This is a genomic window from Mucilaginibacter sp. (genome assembly GCF_036568825.1).
Classification (GTDB): Bacteria; Bacteroidota; Bacteroidia; order Sphingobacteriales; family Sphingobacteriaceae; genus Mucilaginibacter.
Genome location: NZ_DATCRU010000078.1, coordinates 1 through 18,298, shown reverse-complemented (window position 1 = coordinate 18,298; position 18,298 = coordinate 1). Strand labels below are relative to the sequence as shown.

The 18,298-nt window shown below is 43.1% G+C and carries 16 protein-coding genes and 1 pseudogene; 10 read left to right on the top strand and 7 right to left on the bottom strand.

The genetic code is table 11. The features are described from left to right. Positions 1–29: 29 nt before the first annotated feature. The 7 genes and pseudogenes from msrA (at position 30) to VIM89_RS17635 (ending at position 6,591) form a co-directional block, all read left to right on the top strand. Entirely contained in the window at positions 30–578 is a 549-nt protein-coding gene (gene msrA, locus VIM89_RS17665; protein WP_488157505.1) for a peptide-methionine (S)-S-oxide reductase MsrA, read from the top strand. Between the two features lie 25 nt (positions 579–603). Further along, positions 604–846, top strand: coding sequence for a UPF0175 family protein (locus tag VIM89_RS17660; protein WP_488157504.1), 243 nt, complete (start codon positions 604–606; stop codon positions 844–846). After that, positions 824–1,287: pseudogene (locus VIM89_RS17655) on the top strand (PIN domain-containing protein). Before VIM89_RS17660 ends, VIM89_RS17655 begins: the two are co-directional and overlap by 23 nt. Before the next feature lie 7 nt (positions 1,288–1,294). Next, positions 1,295–2,116 (top strand): 5'-nucleotidase, lipoprotein e(P4) family, encoded by an 822-nt coding sequence (locus VIM89_RS17650; protein WP_488157503.1) that lies wholly within the window; start codon positions 1,295–1,297, stop codon positions 2,114–2,116. 122 nt (positions 2,117–2,238) lie between these two features. Next, positions 2,239–4,680, top strand: a complete 2,442-nt coding sequence (locus tag VIM89_RS17645; protein ID WP_488157502.1) for a bifunctional YncE family protein/alkaline phosphatase family protein — start codon at positions 2,239–2,241, stop codon at positions 4,678–4,680. Positions 4,681–4,914: 234 nt separating this feature from the next. Beyond that, positions 4,915–5,781: an aldose 1-epimerase family protein gene (locus VIM89_RS17640; protein WP_488157501.1), complete on the top strand. Its 867-nt coding sequence runs from the start codon at positions 4,915–4,917 to the stop codon at positions 5,779–5,781. 48 nt (positions 5,782–5,829) lie between these two features. Next, on the top strand, positions 5,830–6,591 hold the full coding sequence (locus tag VIM89_RS17635; RefSeq protein WP_488157500.1) for a class I SAM-dependent methyltransferase: 762 nt from the start codon (positions 5,830–5,832) through the stop codon (positions 6,589–6,591). Positions 6,592–6,684: 93 nt separating this feature from the next. On the opposite strand, the gene VIM89_RS17630 is transcribed toward VIM89_RS17635, so the two are convergent. The 3 genes from VIM89_RS17630 to VIM89_RS17620 all read right to left on the bottom strand — a co-directional run bounded on the left by VIM89_RS17630 (position 6,685) and on the right by VIM89_RS17620 (position 10,728). Beyond that, positions 6,685–9,408, bottom strand: coding sequence for a DNA gyrase/topoisomerase IV subunit A (locus tag VIM89_RS17630; RefSeq protein ID WP_488157499.1), 2,724 nt, complete (start codon positions 9,406–9,408; stop codon positions 6,685–6,687). A 213-nt stretch (positions 9,409–9,621) separates the two neighbouring features. After that, a complete protein-coding gene (locus tag VIM89_RS17625; RefSeq protein ID WP_488157498.1) occupies positions 9,622–10,116 on the bottom strand; it encodes a hypothetical protein in 495 nt (164 codons plus the stop codon). Between the two features lie 102 nt (positions 10,117–10,218). After that, the gene (locus VIM89_RS17620) at positions 10,219–10,728 is read right to left on the bottom strand and encodes a YdeI/OmpD-associated family protein (protein WP_488157497.1); all 510 of its coding nucleotides are present in this window, start codon (positions 10,726–10,728) and stop codon (positions 10,219–10,221) included. Between the two features lie 160 nt (positions 10,729–10,888). Here VIM89_RS17620 and VIM89_RS17615 point away from each other — a divergent pair, with 160 nt between their 5' ends. Continuing rightward, positions 10,889–11,311, top strand: coding sequence for a hypothetical protein (locus tag VIM89_RS17615; RefSeq protein ID WP_488157496.1), 423 nt, complete (start codon positions 10,889–10,891; stop codon positions 11,309–11,311). 177 nt (positions 11,312–11,488) lie between these two features. Here the strand turns inward: VIM89_RS17615 and VIM89_RS17610 are convergent, their stop codons facing one another. Then, positions 11,489–12,103: a DUF4242 domain-containing protein gene (locus VIM89_RS17610; protein WP_488157495.1), complete on the bottom strand. Its 615-nt coding sequence runs from the start codon at positions 12,101–12,103 to the stop codon at positions 11,489–11,491. Between the two features lie 409 nt (positions 12,104–12,512). Here VIM89_RS17610 and VIM89_RS17605 point away from each other — a divergent pair, with 409 nt between their 5' ends. Both VIM89_RS17605 and VIM89_RS17600 read left to right on the top strand, forming a co-directional pair. Next, positions 12,513–15,083 carry a helix-turn-helix transcriptional regulator gene (locus VIM89_RS17605; RefSeq protein WP_488157494.1) on the top strand — a complete coding sequence of 857 codons (2,571 nt, stop codon included), beginning with the start codon at positions 12,513–12,515 and terminating at the stop codon, positions 15,081–15,083. A gap of 96 nt (positions 15,084–15,179) precedes the next feature. Then, entirely contained in the window at positions 15,180–15,461 is a 282-nt protein-coding gene (locus tag VIM89_RS17600) for a DUF4242 domain-containing protein (RefSeq protein ID WP_488157493.1), read from the top strand. 241 nt (positions 15,462–15,702) lie between these two features. Here the strand turns inward: VIM89_RS17600 and VIM89_RS17595 are convergent, their stop codons facing one another. The 3 genes from VIM89_RS17595 to VIM89_RS17585 form a co-directional block, all read right to left on the bottom strand. Further along, a complete protein-coding gene (locus VIM89_RS17595; RefSeq protein WP_488157492.1) occupies positions 15,703–16,623 on the bottom strand; it encodes a S1C family serine protease in 921 nt (306 codons plus the stop codon). A 308-nt stretch (positions 16,624–16,931) separates the two neighbouring features. Continuing rightward, positions 16,932–17,594, bottom strand: coding sequence for a GDSL-type esterase/lipase family protein (locus VIM89_RS17590; protein ID WP_488157491.1), 663 nt, complete (start codon positions 17,592–17,594; stop codon positions 16,932–16,934). Continuing rightward, positions 17,591–18,088 (bottom strand): cytidine deaminase, encoded by a 498-nt coding sequence (locus tag VIM89_RS17585; RefSeq protein ID WP_488157490.1) that lies wholly within the window; start codon positions 18,086–18,088, stop codon positions 17,591–17,593. The genes VIM89_RS17590 and VIM89_RS17585 overlap by 4 nt, the downstream gene beginning before the upstream one ends. Between the last annotated feature and the right edge of the window lie 210 nt (positions 18,089–18,298).

The window sequence follows — 18,298 nt, the reverse complement described above, 5'->3', positions numbered from 1 at the left end:
ATCGGCACTATATTAGATATTAGCATTACATGAACATACAGAAAATAACATTCGGAAATGGTTGCTTCTGGTGTACAGAAGCCATTTTCCAGACACTGAAAGGTGTAAAATCAGTAACATCGGGCTACATGGGCGGGCATACCGCAAATCCAACTTATATGGAGGTTTGCAATGGCGATACCGGTCATGCCGAAGTTATCCACTTAGAATATGATGCTGATGAACTATCATTTGATGAATTATTGCTGGTATTCTTTAAAACTCATAACCCAACTACGCTTAACCGCCAGGGTAATGACATCGGTACGCAATACCGTTCGGCAATATTTTATTATACCGATGAGCAGAAGCAACAGGCTGAAGCCATGATCAAAAGGTTGACTGATGAGAAGGTTTTTGATAAGCCGATCGTAACTGAAGTAACCCCTGCATCAGAGTTTTACAAGGCCGAAGACTATCACCAGAATTATTACAACGATAATCCTAACAAATCGTATTGTGCCTTTGTGATCCAGCCTAAGCTGAATAAATTTGCAAAAGAGTTTACCGACAAGATCAGGCCGGAACTATTGCAATAAGTAATTATTATTGCTAAATTTAATTATGCGTACGTTACAAATTCATTTACCGGATAATTTGGATATGTCTGACCAGGAAGCGTCCACTGCTCTTGCGGCACAATTGTATGAGATGGGTAAATTGTCGCTTGGGCAAGCTGCGGACCTTGCAGGCTACTCAAAAGTGACTTTTATGGAACTGCTTTCTAATTATGGAGTATCGGTTTTCAATTATCCGGCAGATGAACTAGATAACGATATCGCAAATGCAAGAGATCATCATAGCTGATACCAGCTGCCTTATTCTTCTGCACAAAATTCAGGAATTCGATTTACTCCAAAAGCTATTTGGTCGTATCACTATTACATCTGAGATAGAAAAAGAATTTGGGCTAAAGTTACCGGAGTGGGTGGTTATAAAAAATGCGTCAAATCAAAACTACCGGAATATTATAAAGGCATCCGTTGATGCTGGTGAAGCCAGCGCCATTGCATTAGCATTGGAAGAGTCAAATCCATTATTAATCCTGGATGATTTGAAAGCAAGAAAACTGGCTGCAAATCTGAATTTAAATTACACCGGTACGCTGGGATATTGGTTGATGCCAAACTAAGCGGGCACTTATCGAGTATTAAACCTGTGATAGCCAAAATCAAGACAACTAACTTTCATTTGCCTGACGAGTTGGAACAAAAGATTTTACATGCTTCGGGTGAAACAACTAAATAATATTCCTATGAAAAAGCTGCTTCTGTTATTACTTATTGCTCCGCTTTTATTTGCATTTAAACCATCAGGAAACAGGTCTGGTCTGCCACATAACCCGGCAGACACCGGTATCCTGGTGAATGCAGGTAAAGTCTGGGCGTCATTATACCAACAGCATGCTGCCGAATACAAAGCGTTATGTTTCCAGGCTTATAATATTGCCAGGGAGCGGATTGACGAAACGGTAAAAAAGCATAGCACAAAACCGTTGGCAGTTGTAACCGATATTGATGAGACTTTGCTGGACAATAGTCCGTATGATGCTGCTCGAGCTATTCAAAATAAAGATTATTCAACCCAAACCTGGAAAGAATGGACAGCAAAAGCCATTGCCGATACCGTACCGGGAGCCCCTTCATTTTTCAAATATGCAGCATCAAAAGGTGTGAAGGTTTTTTATATCACCAACAGGGATGAGGATGAAGAAGCCGCAACTTTGAAAAACTTGCAACGCTATCATTTGCCTTATGCTGATAATGCGCATTTATTATTAAGAAGCGGTTCCTCGAGTAAAGAAAGCCGCAGGCAGGAAGTACTAAAAAAATATAACATCGTATTACTTTGCGGCGATAACCTACCTGATTTTGATGCTTTATATGATAATAACCCATCGGAACAAAGCCGCACTACTACAACTGAAAGGCTGAAAAAACAATTTGGGAAACGATACATTGTGATACCCAACCCCAGCTATGGCGATTTTGAAGGAGCCCTGTTTAAATTCAATTATAAATTGACACCCGCTCAAAAAGATTCGGTTATCAGGTCACTATTAAAGACCAGCAAATAAATTATACCACAAAAACAACTAATCTCTAATCTCTGATTAACTAATCACTAAGATTAAGTTTCTGTTAATAGTGGATTTGCATTCAATCAATCTGTAATTTTGATGCAATATCTACGCTAATCATGAAACTAAAACTATTATCCATCATCCTTTTTTCGGCTACATCTTTCCAGGCTTATGCCCAGCTTCCGGGGAAAATTGAAAAAACGGGTCAGGTATTACTACCCAATGGCTGGAAACTAAGTCCGGCGGGGACAAGCTTGCCTTTGGGCGATCTTCCGCTTAATATACAACTATCTGCATCGGGCAAATTACTAGCGGTGACCAACAACGGGCAAAGTACACAATCGGTACAACTGATCGACCCAAAAAATGAGAAGCTGCTGGATGAGAAAGTGATCAGCAAATCATGGTACGGACTGGCATTCAGTCATGATGAAAAGGTGCTGTATGCATCCGGTGGGAATGATAACCGGATATTGGGATATCATATAGAAAATAACAAACTCGGCAAAGCTGATACGATCCGATTAGCCCCTGCATCATGGCCCAAGAACAAAGTTTGCCCTACAGGCATCGCTGTTAATAAAAACGACACACGTTTATACACGGTTACCAAAGAGGATAGCGCCTTATACGTGGTCGACTTGAAAACACGTGAAGTAGTAAAACGCGTTGAACTGCCTGCCGAAGCTTACAGTTGCATCCTGTCGCCTGATAACAAGAGTCTTTACATTTCTATTTGGGGTGGCGAAAAAGTGGTGGTATACAATACCGTAACCGGAAGTCTGGCCAAAACTATCAAAACCGGCAATCACCCTAATGAGTTGCTGCTGAATAAAAAAGGCACCTACCTGTTTGTTGCCAATGCGAATGATAATTCGGTTTCTGTCATCAATACAACTACAGAGAAGACCGTTGAGACCTTCTCTACTTCACTATACCCCACGCACTTAACCGGCTCAACTTCCAACGGATTGGCTTTATCTCCTGATGAAAAAACTTTATATATCGCAAATGCGGACAATAACTGTTTAGCTGTATTCGATGTTTCTAAGCCAGGCAGCAGCCACAGTTTAGGCTTTATTCCGGTTGGATGGTATCCAACCAATGTAAAAACATTAGGTAATAAAATATTGGTGAGCAATGGTAAGGGCTTTACTTCGATGGCTAATCCGCGTGGACCTCAACCTGTAAAGAAAACTGATAACAGCGGCTATCAGGCCGGAGCTAAAAACACTAAGGAACAATACATTGGCGGTCTTTTTAAAGGTACTTTATCTTTCATCAAAGCGCCGCAGGAAGCACAATTGAAGGTTTATACCAAACAGGTGTATGCCAACACGCCTTTCAACACTAAGAAAACCGCTTTGGCTGATGGTGAAGAAGGGAATCCAATACCGCGTAAAGCAGGCGAAAAATCGCCGATCAAACACGTTTTCTATATTATTAAAGAAAACCGCACCTATGACCAGGTTTTGGGCGACATGCCACAGGGTAATGGTGATACCTCACTATGTATCTTTGGTAAACACGTTACACCTAATGAACATGCCATTGCAAACGAGTTTGTTTTGATGGACAACTTTTATGTAGATGCCGAGGTAAGCGCCGATGGCCATAACTGGAGCACTGCCGCTTATGCAACCGACTTTATTGAAAAGACCTGGCCAACAAGCTATGGTGGTCGCGGTGGTAATTATGATTCAGAGGGTACACGCCGTATTGGCGATCCCCGCGATGGCTACATATGGGATTACTGCAAACGCGCAGGCGTAAGCTATCGTACTTATGGCGAATTTGCCGATGATTATAAGCCCAATATTAAATCGTTGGAGGGCCATTACTGTCAGCAGGCGCCAGGCTTTGATTTAAATATTAAGGACGTTAAACGCGAAGAGGTATGGGCGCATGATTTTGATTCGTTGCTGGCAATCAACAAAGTTCCCCAACTAAACACTATCCGTATATCCAATGACCATACCAGCGGTCAGCATAAGGGTGCTATATCGCCGATTGCTGCAGTAGGCGATAATGACCTGGCGGTAGGTATGCTGATAGAGCATCTTTCAAAAAGCCCGATCTGGAAAGAGTCTGTGGTATTTATTTTAGAGGATGATGCACAGAACGGTCCCGACCATATTGATGCACACCGGTCACCAGCATTTGTTGTAGGGGCTTATGTAAAACGCAACGCTGTAGTACATGAAATGTATTCGACCTCGGGCATACTTCGCACTATCGAGTTGATCTTAGGTTTGCCGCCGATGAGTCAATACGACGCTGCGGCTAAGCCTCTGTATGAATGTTTCTCTAATAAACCTGATCTGACACCTTATGTTGTAAAACCTGCTGAAGTTGACCTGGAGCAACGCAATGTAGCTGATAACGAAAGCAGCCGTCGCTCGCAATTCTTTAATCTTGCTAAGGAAGACAAAGTACCTGATCTGGACCTGAATGAAGTGATCTGGAAATCGGTAAAAGGTGAAAATTCTGTAATGCCGGCGCCAAAACGCAGCGCATTTGTGATACTGGAAAAAAAGAAGAAAGATGACGATGACTAAGCCTCACCCCGACCCTCTCCAAAAGGAGAGGGAGTAAATCAGGAAGGTATTTTAAAGTCCCTCTCTCTTGGAGAGGGATTATTCACGAGTTGATTGACTTCAAAGGTGTTCATGAGGGCTACGCCGTTTAGGGTGAGGCAAACATACCGCAAGTTTATTGGTTAGAATTTTGATCGCCTTTTTAGAAAAAATGCAGTACTTTGTATTGCGCTAACAACCATTTAACCAATACCTATGACTACCATTGAAAACGATTTCCTTAAAGTAAGTATCCGTAACAAAGGAGGTGAGCTCACCTCCATCTATAACAAAGCCACCGGCGTTGAGCATTTATGGCAGGCAGACCCTGCTGTTTGGCCCTGGCATGCACCGAACCTGTTCCCGGTTGTGGGCGGGTTGATCGATAATGAGTTGCTGGTGAATGGGAAAGCTTACAAAATGGAACGCCATGGGTTTAACCGGCAGTCTGAATTGCTGCTGATCGAATCCAGTGAGACTTCGGCTAGGTTTTCACTTCCTTATTCGGAACATACGCTGGAGGTTTACCCGTACAAATTTGATTTCCAGATTTGTTACGACCTGATAGAAAATGCCTTACGTGTTACCTATAAAGTGATCAACCACGAACGTGATACCATTTATTTTTCAGTAGGCGGTCACCCGGCATTTAACGTACCTTTTAATAAGGGTGAAAATTATGAGGATTATTACCTGGAGTTTGATGCCGATGATAAACTGGACAAGCATTTGTTATCAGACAAGGGGTATTATACCGGTCAAACTGAACCGGTAACGCTTGATAAGCACCGGATACCACTCACCCGCGATATGTTTAAGCAGGATGCCTGGGTGTTTAAGCATTTAAACTCACGGGAGATCACCATAAAAAGCACTAAGCACGATCAGTCTTTAGCGGTGGAATTCCCGCACTTTAACTACCTGGGAATATGGGCCAAACCGGATGCCGATTTTATATGTATAGAACCCTGGCTGGGCTGCGCTGATACTGATGGCAAGCACGTTGACATTAGTCAGAAAGAAGCAATTCAGCACCTGCAATATGGTCATGTCTTTGAGGCTTCATTTTATATAAGTATATAAGCGCGGCCTAAGGTTGGCGGAGTTTTCAATTTGTCAAAAAATATACCTATGGTGCATGATTCAACTGTACGTTTTAGTAACCGGGTAGCCAATTATGCCAAATACCGGCCGAGCTATCCGGATAAGGTATTGGATCATTTGCAGCACGAATGCCATCTCACTCCGGAATCTGTTATTGCTGATGTAGGTTCAGGAACCGGCATTTTTACTAAACTACTACTTGATCGCGGGTATACCGTTTATGCAGTTGAGCCTAATGAATCCATGCGGCATGAGGCGGAAAAACAGTTGAAGTCATTGCATGGATTTCATTCGGTAAATGGTACAGCAGAAGATACTTCCTTGCCTGATAAAAGCGCAAGCCTGATCGTTTGTGCGCAGGCGTTCCATTGGTTTAACAATACTGAAACTAAGGTCGAATTTAAACGCATCCTGGCTCCATATGGGCATGTGGCTTTGATATGGAACAATCGTTGTATTGATGCCGATGATTTTGCGATAGCATATGAGTTGCTATTGAAACAGCAAAGCGGCGATTATGAACGGATAAATCATCAAAATCTGACCGAGGCTGATTTTGTCGCCTTTTATCATGGCGGGAAATATAAGCTGGTCAAATTCTCTAACTACCAGGTATTTAATTTTGAGCAATTGGCGGGACGGGCTTTTTCATCGTCCTATGTTCCGGCTGAGGATACACCGGAAGGACAGCTGTTTAGCATTCAGTTAAAGGCTATTTTTGATCAGTATCAGACTAATGGGACGGTGATGTTCCGGTATGATACGGAGGTGTATTTGGGGAGATTGTAGCCTTGGGGGTCATGTTGAGCCTGTCGAAACATGTGGGCAGGCCTATGCGCACCGCACTTCGACAGGCTCAGTGTGACACCCGTTTTCTTCTCCTTAAAACAACCCCAACTGTCCTTTATCGTCTATATCGATATCGTCCGGATTGGTGATCTCAAAATCGATCTTTTTTGGTGGGGATTCCACCGATTTGTCTTCTGGTTTTGATTCTACTGACGGAGCTTCATCTTCTTCTGTTTTTTCTTCGGGTGTTGTGATGATCTCGGTATCCTCTACTGAGTTTGGTTCCGGGTCGGGCACGTCTTCTTCGTCATCGTGCTCAGCTATTAGCTCTACTTTTTGCACGGCATGTGCCGACAGGCGGTTACCCATGGCTTTGATTCCCTTTACATCGATGATATCTGCCAGATTCACTTCAACGGTTTCCGGAGTTTCGGTTTTACCTTTTAACTGATCGATCTTCGCAACAGGCTGTTTTGCACCGGATATCAATACCAGCTTCGAGCCGCCTTCTTCGCTGATGATGCTGGTTTGTTTACCCAAACTGGTATTCTCGAACACAAAACGCTTCACCATGTAGTTTTTCGACTTTCCTTCGAAATGAATCACCGAATAAACTTTATCCGGGTCATACTTTTCGATCAGGATCATTTTATCGTCAAAGTGGTTATTCAGGTCGAAATTGGTTAGCTCGTATACGCCAGTGTTCAAAACGGTTAATATGCGATCATCGCCGTCAAACTCGCCAAGATACTTACCCCTACCGTCAGCATTCAGACGTTTAAGGATATCGTCGTACCAAATCTTACGCCCTGCCAGGGTGGAAACACCTTTGCTTTTCAGCGCAATCTTTTTCACGGGGTATTTGGTGATGATGTTACCCATTGAGGCACGGCCCTTAATAGCGATCACTGCAAAATCCTCATCAAATTGCAGTTTGCGCAGTTTGGAGTGCGGCTTTAGTTGAATATTCACCACTTCGGCCTCACCGTTGGGGTTGGCGGTGAAGTATAGCACTTTAGATCCTTTTGTTCCTTTAGTCAGGTCGTATTCTTTATCACGGGTTACCCCTACTACACTGAAACGCTTGATGTAGCTTACACCGCTTTGACCATCCTTGTAAATCATGTTGTAAACCGTGCGTTCATCGTTCTTTTTGAACACGGCCGCATGGATCACATCTTTACCCACAAATACCTTATCCTGCACTTTGGTGATGATACATTTACCATCTCCCCGGAATACGATGATTTCATCGATATCAGAGCAATCGCACACAAATTCATCCTTACGCAAACCTGTACCGATGAAGCCATCCTCACGGTTTACATACAGCTTCACATTGGCTAAGGCCACCTGCGCGGCTTCTACTTTATCAAAAGTACGCAGCTCGGTTTTACGTTCCCGATCCTTGCCGTATTTATCTTTCAGTTTCTGAAACCAGGCAATAGCATAATCGTTCAGGTGTTTCAGGTGATGTTTTACTTCCTTTATCTCGCCTTCTAAAGCTTTCATTTGCTCATCCGCTTTTTTTACATCAAAACGGGTGATGCTGCTCATTGGTTTATCGATCAGCTTCTTATAATCCTCAGGCAATATCTCGCGGTAGAATTGGGAGAAGAACGGGGCAAATAAAGTATTCAATACCTCAACTACCGTATCAAAAGTCCCTGAGCTTTCATAGTCCGGGTGCTTGTACATCCCTTCCTGGATAAATATCTTGAGTAACGAACTAAAGAATATCTTCTCCATCAATTCCTTCAGCCTGATCTGCAATTCCTGTTTCAGCAGTTCTTTAGTATAATGCGTGCTCTCGGTAAGCATGTCATTTACACTGATGAAACGCGGCTTATCATTCTGGATCACACAGGTATTGGGCGATATGGACACCTCGCAATCGGTAAAGGCATACAGTGCATCAATGGTTACGTCCGGTGATATACCTGGTGCCAGGTGAATAATGATCTCCACATTGGCTGCCGTGTTATCCTCGATCTTTTTGATCTTGATCTTGCCTTTATCATTTGCCGCAATTACGCTATCGATCAAACTGCCCGTAGTAGTGCTAAATGGAATTTCTGTGATTGCCAGCGTCTTCTTATCCTTTTCAATAATCTTCGCACGAACACGTACTTTACCGCCACGCTGCCCCTCGTTATAAGCCGAACAATCGGCCATACCACCAGTGAAGAAATCAGGCACAAGGTTCGGCCGTACACCTTGTAAAACACCGATAGAGGCATCCAGCAGCTCAACAAAATTATGCGGTAAAATCTTAGTAGCTAAGCCTACAGCAATACCTTCTGCGCCCTGAGCCAGCAGCAAAGGGAACTTAACCGGCAAAGTAACAGGTTCTTTGTTCCTTCCATCATAACTTGCCTGCCATTCTGTAGTATCCGGGTTGAAAACTACCTCATTGGCGAATTTGGATAAACGGGCCTCAATATAACGAGGAGCAGCGGCCGAGTCGCCGGTCACCGGGTCGCCCCAGTTACCCTGGCAATCGATCAGCAGGTTCTTCTGCCCTATCTGCACCATGGCATCGCCGATGGAGGCATCGCCATGCGGGTGGTACTTCATGGTATTACCGATCACATTGGCGGCCTTGTTGAAACGACCGTCGTCCATCTCCTTCAGCGAGTGCAGGATACGGCGCTGTACAGGCTTCAAACCATCGTTGATATGGGGCACTGCACGGTCAAGGATAACATATGAGGCATAGTCCAGGAACCAGTTTTCATATAACCCGTTGAGCGAGGTTACGTTGTGTAGTTTGTCGTTGTTATTTTCAGATAGATTGTTACTCAGATCTTCACTCATTCTTAGCTAAAAAATATAGATGGGTAAAGATAGGGAAATGTGCAGATGTGCGGATGTGCAGATGTGCGGATTTAATCAACATTTGAACATTGGTTGGAGGAGGTTGTTGATGTTGTATTAATTGTAGTAGGCCAGGTGGTTGGCGTAATGCGCACGGCAGTCTGTCTGAACCAGAATTTACAGAATTTAAGAATTATAACAGAATTGAATAGTTTAGTTTGTTATCACTACCTCGTTTGACCAAATAAGAAGATTTTTAGGCCAACTGCTATGAACGAGGTATTCAAAGAACTTGCTCTCATCCATCTGCGGATATCTGCATAAATACATTCCAATCTTAAAACGAAGTACGTCATCCTTTGCATTTTTGGAAAAAAACAAGTTTATGTTTGTTATAGATGATTGATGTGATAATACAGTAGAGAGAGTTGGAACATTGTGCTGACAAGGCTGTAGTTCTACTTCTACATTTTTGTTGTTGGTGGTAAATATCTCAAATGTTGAACATGTCATGGTGAAATAAGACAACTTATCATCAGAAAGATTGAATAATTTCACAGGTACCGTGGCATACCAATAATGCTTTTTGCCCCAAAATACTGTTGTATCCCTGGCCTTGGTAATCTTATTTTGCACGATACTTAAATATATAACCTTTTTTTGCGGGTTAGGTTGTTGTGCATGCGCAGTGCAGAATGCGAAAGCCAAGATAATTAATACACAAGTGACTCTCATGAAATAAGGGGATTAATAATAAAAGTTAGGCAAATTTTGTTACATAAATATAGAGATTATGCGCACATCTGCACATCACCCATCCTTTCGCATCTCCCTCAGCATCACATTATAAGGCCATTTCCTCAGCATCGCATTTACTGTGTTGACAATTCGCTTTTCACGCGTCTCACGGGTTTTGGCACCTTCAATCCATTTAATAAAATATTTGCGGTGCGATTTGGCCAAGGTATTGAAAAACTCCAGTGCATCGGGTTCAAAATCAAAACACTCCTGCAGATCGGCGGGCATTTCAACTTTGAAATCAATATCCTCCTCCAGTTTCACGTGCAGCATGGCCCCGGCATTTTTATGGATGCCTTTGCGGACTTCGGCCTTTAATGCCATGATGAAATTGCCCTCGCCCATAGGCATCAGCGCCATTCCACTTACAGGCAGCGCATCCAGCATACCGCGCACCCGGAATGATTTTTTATTCCCCGGTTTCATTTGCTGGGCAATATCGGCAGGTATCTCGATATAGCTCCAGCCGGTCTTTTCGCCCTGTTCGGCAAACTGTAGGATCATTGTGGTGAACTCAATCATGACAGGTGCAAATTAGTCAATAATGCAAAAATGTCAATGCATTGTAAGGAATGTTAAATGTTTGTTAAAATCGGTTTTTTGCGGCTTTTTGATGTAACGAAGGCATAGGTGCCCCTGTCTTATAGATATAAATCAAATTTTAACCTCAAATACCAAATTTATGAAAACGCTTAAAGCAATGATGATGGGACTGGCTTTATTACTGGTTTGCGGCTTCTCTCAGGCTGCGCCAATTGGCCACGGAAATTCTAAAGACGAAGTAATCGACACCTATCTAAACGCAATAGTTCACGGTAAACTGGATGGTGTAAGCGATGCAATTGATGACGATGCACAATTCAATATGAAACGCGGCGAACGTGTGAACATGTTAACCAAAGCACAAATTATGGACGGCCTGAAAGCTAATGCCAATATTGAGCAAGACTGCCAGTGCACCAAATCGGTTATGCAGGATGATGATTCAAAAAAGGTGCTAAAGGTAGATATGAAGTATGCAGATTATACCCGTACCGATGTGATCACAGCTGAGCACGTTGGCGCAGGATGGAAAATAACGAAGGTGGAAACCTCATTTAAATAAAGGGTGATTATTGTTTTGTTTTGTATGAAGAAGGCCCGGTTTCGGGCCTTCTTTGTTTATAGGTATTGATGTCTGGTTTATCCGGGCCACGCCGCCCTTAATCAGGTTCGGGCAGTATGAGGAAAAATGGCATTCGCGATGCAGGGTGAGGAACGTTCTCCCGGTGTAATTTTTAAATTATTCTCCTTGTTTTACTCTTTCTATCTGATCAGGAACCAGGCCGTGAGCTTCTTTGTGAGTTTGGATGATGGCGGTTGAATCAGGTGCCTGTGAGAAACACACTACTACGCCGTCTTTCTCATTTACCCAGTAATTGATAAAATTCACGCCATATTTCTTTTCAACAGCCAAATCCTTTTGATGCGCTGCGGCTACATCTTTAGCAGTAACTTTACCGGCGCCCAGGTGGTGGATATCCAGGAAGTAATTTCCGGCATTGGTTTCTGCTGATTCCTGACCGGCATTTACCATGTAGATCTGGCTGGGCAGAAGGCCATGAGCCTTAGCATGGGTTTTACGAATAGCCATGGAATCAGGGGCCGAAGACAGACAGTATACATTACCATCGGCTTCGTCTACCCAATACTTAATAAATTGTACGCCGAATTTTTTTTCGGTAGCAAGGTCTTTCAGGTGTGCGTTGGCCACATCTTCGTAAGTTACAGAGCCGGGTTTAAAATGATGGACGTCCAGGTACAGGTTGTTCTTTGGTGACTTGGAGTCGGTTTGTGCATACAGGTTTGATGAGAAACCGGCGAACAAAAATGCTGCAATAATAAATGAGGTTTTCATGATGCTTTGACTTTAAAGGGTTGACAAAAATTTCTGATACAAAGGAACTGCGGATATCGCTCCCGGATGTCAGACATTTACCCCATATTATCACACCCTGCGCCTTATTTTTAGGAGTAGGGTTTATTTATCAGCCTACTCATATAGGGTATTACAAAATGGGGATAGCCTATAAATTATGTAGGGAATATATCCGTTATGGACTAAGACTTCGTTTCTAGTTTTGTGCCCGAAAAAACCCATACATGGTCTACCTATATCTGTTCAAATATTAATAATATAATACTCATGATTTGAGATAATACGGGTATATTTACTATGTTATATTGTGCTGGCTAACAGGAGCTTTATATTATAAAGGACTGATCCAACCCTTAAGACTATAACTCCGTATTTACACTTACCAAATATGGAATTGATTGAAAGAGCAGACTTTCTAACTACATTGCATCACAAATTTGAGAACATCGCGGAAGCGGAGGGTCATTGCCTTTTAGTGAGCGGAGAAGCCGGCATAGGGAAAACATCCCTGGTACGGGCCTTTTGCCAGGAGATCAAAAAAGAATGTAAAATATTACAAGGCACCTGTGATGCTTTATTTACTCCACGCCCTTTAGCACCGCTTTATGACATTGCCTGGCAAATGCAAAGCGATGTGATGGAGCGTGTAAAAGATAAAAAAGACCGGACTGAGCTATTTACCAACCTGTTGCAAGAACTATGTAACCAAAACGAACCAATCGTACTCATTTTTGAAGATGTGCATTGGGCCGATGAAGCTACGCTTGACTTTATCAAGTTCCTGGCAAGACGCATTAACCAGTTACATTGTCTTTTCATACTTACCTTCAGGGATAACGAGATTATTTTGGGGCATCCGCTGAGAAATGTTTTCGGTCAATTGCCAAGGGATATTTTTACCCGCTTGCAGCTTACTGCTTTATCAAAAGAGGCTGTTGAAGCCATGTCTATCGAAAAGGGTTATAGCGGCGAGAGTGTTTACAGTATTTCGGGCGGCAATCCATTTTATGTGACCGAAATATTGGCAAGTTACAGCACAGGAGTACCTGATAACGTAAAAGATTCCATTCTATCTGTTTATAATCGGCAAAGCGAAAAGACCAAAGAGGTTTGGAAATTCCTGTCGGTGCAGCCAACCGGTTTTGAAACGGACTATTTATTAAAAATGGATCCGTCATGCGTTGAAGCGGTTGAGCTTTCTTTGGAGTCAGGCATTATTCTTCACGAAAATGACAAAGTGTTTTTTAAGCATGAATTATACCGCAGGACTATTGAGGCCTCACTGTCTCCGCTCCTAAGAGTATCCTTAAACAAACGCATCCTCGACCTGTTTTTAAAGGATTTTGAGCAAAAGCAAGAGATCGAACGCATTATCCATCATGCAAAAAATGCTAATGAATATGAGTTGGTGACCCATTATGCGCTGATAGCCGCCAGGCACACTTCCTGCATTGGCGCCCATATTGAATCGGCCAAGCTTTATTTTTCGGCCATAGAGTATTACCAGGGGCATGATAAAAATAAGCTGCATGAGTTGTATGAAGGTTATGCCTACGAGTGCTATCTCATCAACAAGCACAAGGATGCGATCATCTACATGAACCGTTCGCTTAAGCTCTGGGAGGGAGATGATAATAAAGAACGGGCATCAGATTGTATGCGGTCTTTATCAAGGCTTGGCTGGGTTGACGGGAACCGCAAGCAAGCGGAAGATTTTGCCCGGCAGGCGATTGAACTACTGGACGATCAGCCCGACTCGAAGTCTAAGGCAATGGCCTATAGCAATTTGTCGCAGTTAACCATGATCTATAACCAGTACCCCGAAGCGGTATACTGGGGCGAAAAGGCCATAGTGATAGCAAAGAAACTAGGCGATGAAGAGATTCTTTCCCATGCTCTGAATAATGTGGGCACTGTAAAAATGCGAATGGCTCCAACCCGAAAAGAGGGGCTTTATTTATTGCAGCAAAGCCTGGACATTGCCCTCAGAAATTCGTTTCATGAACATGCCGCACGCGCCTACTCTAACCTGGGTTGTAACGGGATACTGCTCAACGATTATGCCTTCGCGAAAAGCATTTTGGAGGCCGGCTTGCGATATTGCGAGGAAAAGGATATGGATTCATGGATGAATCATCTATCGGGCTATATCGCCCGGTTAAAGCTGGAAACCGGACAATGGGCCGAAGCGTATCATATCGCCGATAACCTGATCCATAACACCAACCAGGGGACTATCTTTAAGATTGGCGCTATGGCTATTGTCGCAACAATAAAAATGCGCCGCGGCGATGCTGATGCATTATCGGTTTTAACTGAAGCAAGGGCAAAAGCATTCGGCACAATGGAATTGCAAAGGATCATCCCGGTACTGGCAGCCCTGCTGGAATATGAATGGATAACAGGCAAAATGCTGACAGATAACATAGCCGTTGATTTTGCCATTACAACACTTGAACAGGCAGGCGATGCTGATATGGATAACGAGTTTGCTTACTGGTTACTAAAAGCCAGAAAAAAATATACGCCATTCCATCCATCGCACAATAGCTATAACGATGCAAGCTGGTGGGAAGCCCTGGGTTGCCCGTATGAACAGGCCCTGGCTTTATTTAACGGAGATGAAACAGATAAACGAAAAGCTTTGAACATGATGCAAGAGTTGGGGGCTACTGCTGTGCATGAGAAACTAAAGATGGAGATGCGTGCTTCAGGCATCAAAAGTATTCCCCGGGGAATGAGGGAAAGCACGCGGGCCAATGCAGCCCGGCTTACTGAGCGTGAAGTAGATGTGCTAAAACTATTAAAGGAAGGGATGCAGAATAAGGAAATAGCCGACCGGCTTTTTATATCGGCCAAAACGGTCGATCATCACATCACATCGATTCTTTTTAAGCTGGATGTGAACTCCAGGGTGAAGGCCGTACATGAAGCCATTAACCTTGAAATTATAAAATAGGGTATTTGTTACCGATATATAGGGTATATCCCTATTATACAGGGTGATGCAAGTGTCTATCTTTGTTATCGTAATCAAACATTAAAAACTGTTAGTATGAAAAAATTTGTAATAGAAAGAATTTTACCGGGAGCCGGAAATCTTTCACCAGAAGAATTACAGGCTATATCTCAATTGTCATGCGATGTTGTTCAGCAAATAGGCAAACCCTATTATTGGATTCAGTCCTATGTTACTGATGACAAGATCTACTGCGTACATATAGCCGAAAGTGAAGAAGTGATACGCGAACATGCACGTTTGGGAAACTTCCCTATCAATACCGTTTCAGAGGTAAAAACAATTATAGACCCTTTGACCAGTAATTTGTTAAAGTAAATAAATAGGCTGAGTCTGTTTAAATTTAGCGAAATACTATAAATCGTGTCATTTCGACGAACTTGAAGTGGGCTTGAGCCGGGGGTGAGGAGAAAACTTATACGCCTGGTAAAGCCTATCATGCACAGTTGTATAAGTTTTCTCACTCGCACCACAGCATAGGCCGACCCTGCGAATTCGAAATGACATTGTCTTTGATCTCAAAACGACTTCTAAAGACACAAGTTTATAGAATACTTACTTACCGTTCTGCCGGGGTTACTCGCAGCTCCTTCTTCTGGTTATTGCGCAGAACACTTACATACTGAAATTGCCCAACTTTATCGCCGGTCAGCATTTTAAACAGCTGGTCTGATGTTTCGATCATCTTATCATTAAAGGCATAAATAATGTCGCCGCTTAATAAACCTCCTTTGTCTGCGGGACTATTATCTTCTACCTGCGTAATGAACAGGGCCTGTTGATTTTTTAGATGATGAATGGTACGCAGTTTAGGCACCAAGCCTACCTGCTGCAAACTTGCTCCGATATAAGCTCGCTTAACTTTTCCATAGCGTATCAAATGATCTGCTACTGATTTGGCAGTGTTGATGCTGATGGCAAAACACAAGCCATGTGCGCCACGGATCATTGCTGTATTTACGCCAATAACTTCGCCGTCCGCATTAATAAGCGGACCGCCGGAATTGCCGGGGTTTAATGATGCATCGGTTTGTATCATGCTGTCCATGCTGACGCCGGTTTCGCTGCTCAAGGTCCGTCCCAAAGCGCTTATCACACCTGCCGTAACGGTATGCTGAAAACCAAGAGGGTTACCTATGGCGATGGCTAATTGACCGATTTGTAAGCTATCTGAGTCACCTAGAATGGCTGGCGCGTAATCCGTAGCGTCGATCTTTAAAATGGCGAGGTCGGTGTAAGGGTCTTCGCCAATCAGCGTAGCGTGGTGTATGCTCCCATCATACAATATGGTTCGTAAATGTTTTGCTTTTTTAACTACGTGGCTATTGGTAAACAAATAACCATCGGATGAAAATAAAAACCCGGTACCCGTACCGGTTATTGCCTCGCGCCCTTCCTTTACATCAAATTGCTCGATCTTTACCACAGAAGTGCGCAGCTTTTCAACGGCATTAATAATTATTTGTGAGTATGAATCCATAAAGTATCGCTCCACAAAAAACAAACCCGTTGATTTTTAGGCACAAAATGGCAGTTAAGCCTGCTTTGTTGTCATTGTTTTGAGAAAGCGGAGTTACGCTTTGGCACTTAATTCAGTACGTGGTTCCGTGTGGACTCACCCCGAATGCGCTACGCTGTTCGACCCTCTCTATGGCAAGCCATAAAGAGGGTAAAGAAGAATTAAAAATTCCCTCTGTACCGCAAGCGGTACAGAGGGTGGTCGATCCGCTGGCTAGCGGAATACGACCGGGTGAGTCAACTATGCGACTTGCTTAATTTAATAGTATCTTAATTCACATAAGGCGTCAGCACTTTTTGCCAGCGGTCGTAGCCTTTGCTGTTCAGGTGCAGATAATCACTTTCAAACAGTGAAGAATCAGGCCTGGTTGTTCCAGACTTGTATATCGATGGGTTCATATCGATATAGAGGCTGTTCGGCTTACTGGCAAGATACTGTTTCACCATCTTATTCGCCTTTTCTTCTTCCGGGCGGAATTTTGCCCTCACAGGAGCATATTTTGCTGAAAGGTAGTAAATCTTTGCATTTGGCAGTTTCTTCCTGATCATGACCCATAATGTTTTAAAACTGGCGTAAACTGAATCGGCTGTTTTGCCGCCATCCGCAATATCATTCTCACCTGCGTAGATAAATATTTTGCGCGGATGGTATGGGAACAGGATGTAAGGTGTATAATATTTTACCACCTGTGATATTTCGCAACCACCTACTCCTCTCCTAATGATTGGTTTACCTGCAAAGCGTTGTTCCAAATCGGTCCACTTGCGGATAGATGAACTGCCGATGAACAAGATGCCATTCGGCTTTGGAAAATGCAAACTGTCCTGGTGTTTAAAATCCCTGATCTCGTTATCAAAAGGAAAGCCGCTTTGTGCAAATGTGGTTAGACTGACGATGGATAAAATAGTCAGCAGAAGGAGTTTTAGTTTCATAGGTTTTTGTTGATTAGCCTGTCTTCAAAAAACAAAAATGGTAAAAAAGTTTCTACACCGGTTGCTACCCATATCGGTCCTTGCTGGCAATAGAGTAACATTTTTATTGCATTACCTTGTTTCTTCTCATACTCCGCCAATACTTGTAAACAGGCGCCACAGGAAGTAACAGGTTTTGTCAGTTTGAATTCATCCGTATGCGCAGTAATGGCCATTGTTTCAATAGGATCATCAGCATGATTAGCGCCCCAATGAAACAGCGCAACCCGCTCGGCACAAAGTCCGGATGGGTAAGCGGCATTTTCCTGGTTGCTGGCGTGCAATATCTTACCGCTTTTCAGTCGCATGGCTACTCCAACCCTAAACTTACTATATGGGGAATGTGATGTTTTCAATGCTTTAACTGCCTCAAGGCAAAGCTGCTGATCGGCTTGTTCCAGTTCATCTAAAGAGGCGTATTCCTTAAAACTTATTTTTATTTCGTGATCGATCATTGTGTATCCGGTCAATTAAAAGGGGGATACAAGATAGGGATTTAAAAATGAAAAGACATAACACCAAAATGTCATGCCGAACTTGTTTCGGTCATCCCACAGGACATTCACGCTTGCTTAGTCGACGATTTGCAGATAGCAGACATGCCTATCTTATACCTTTATGATGGGGTGCCGAAACAAGTTCACTGTTGTCCGGTAAAAGATTTT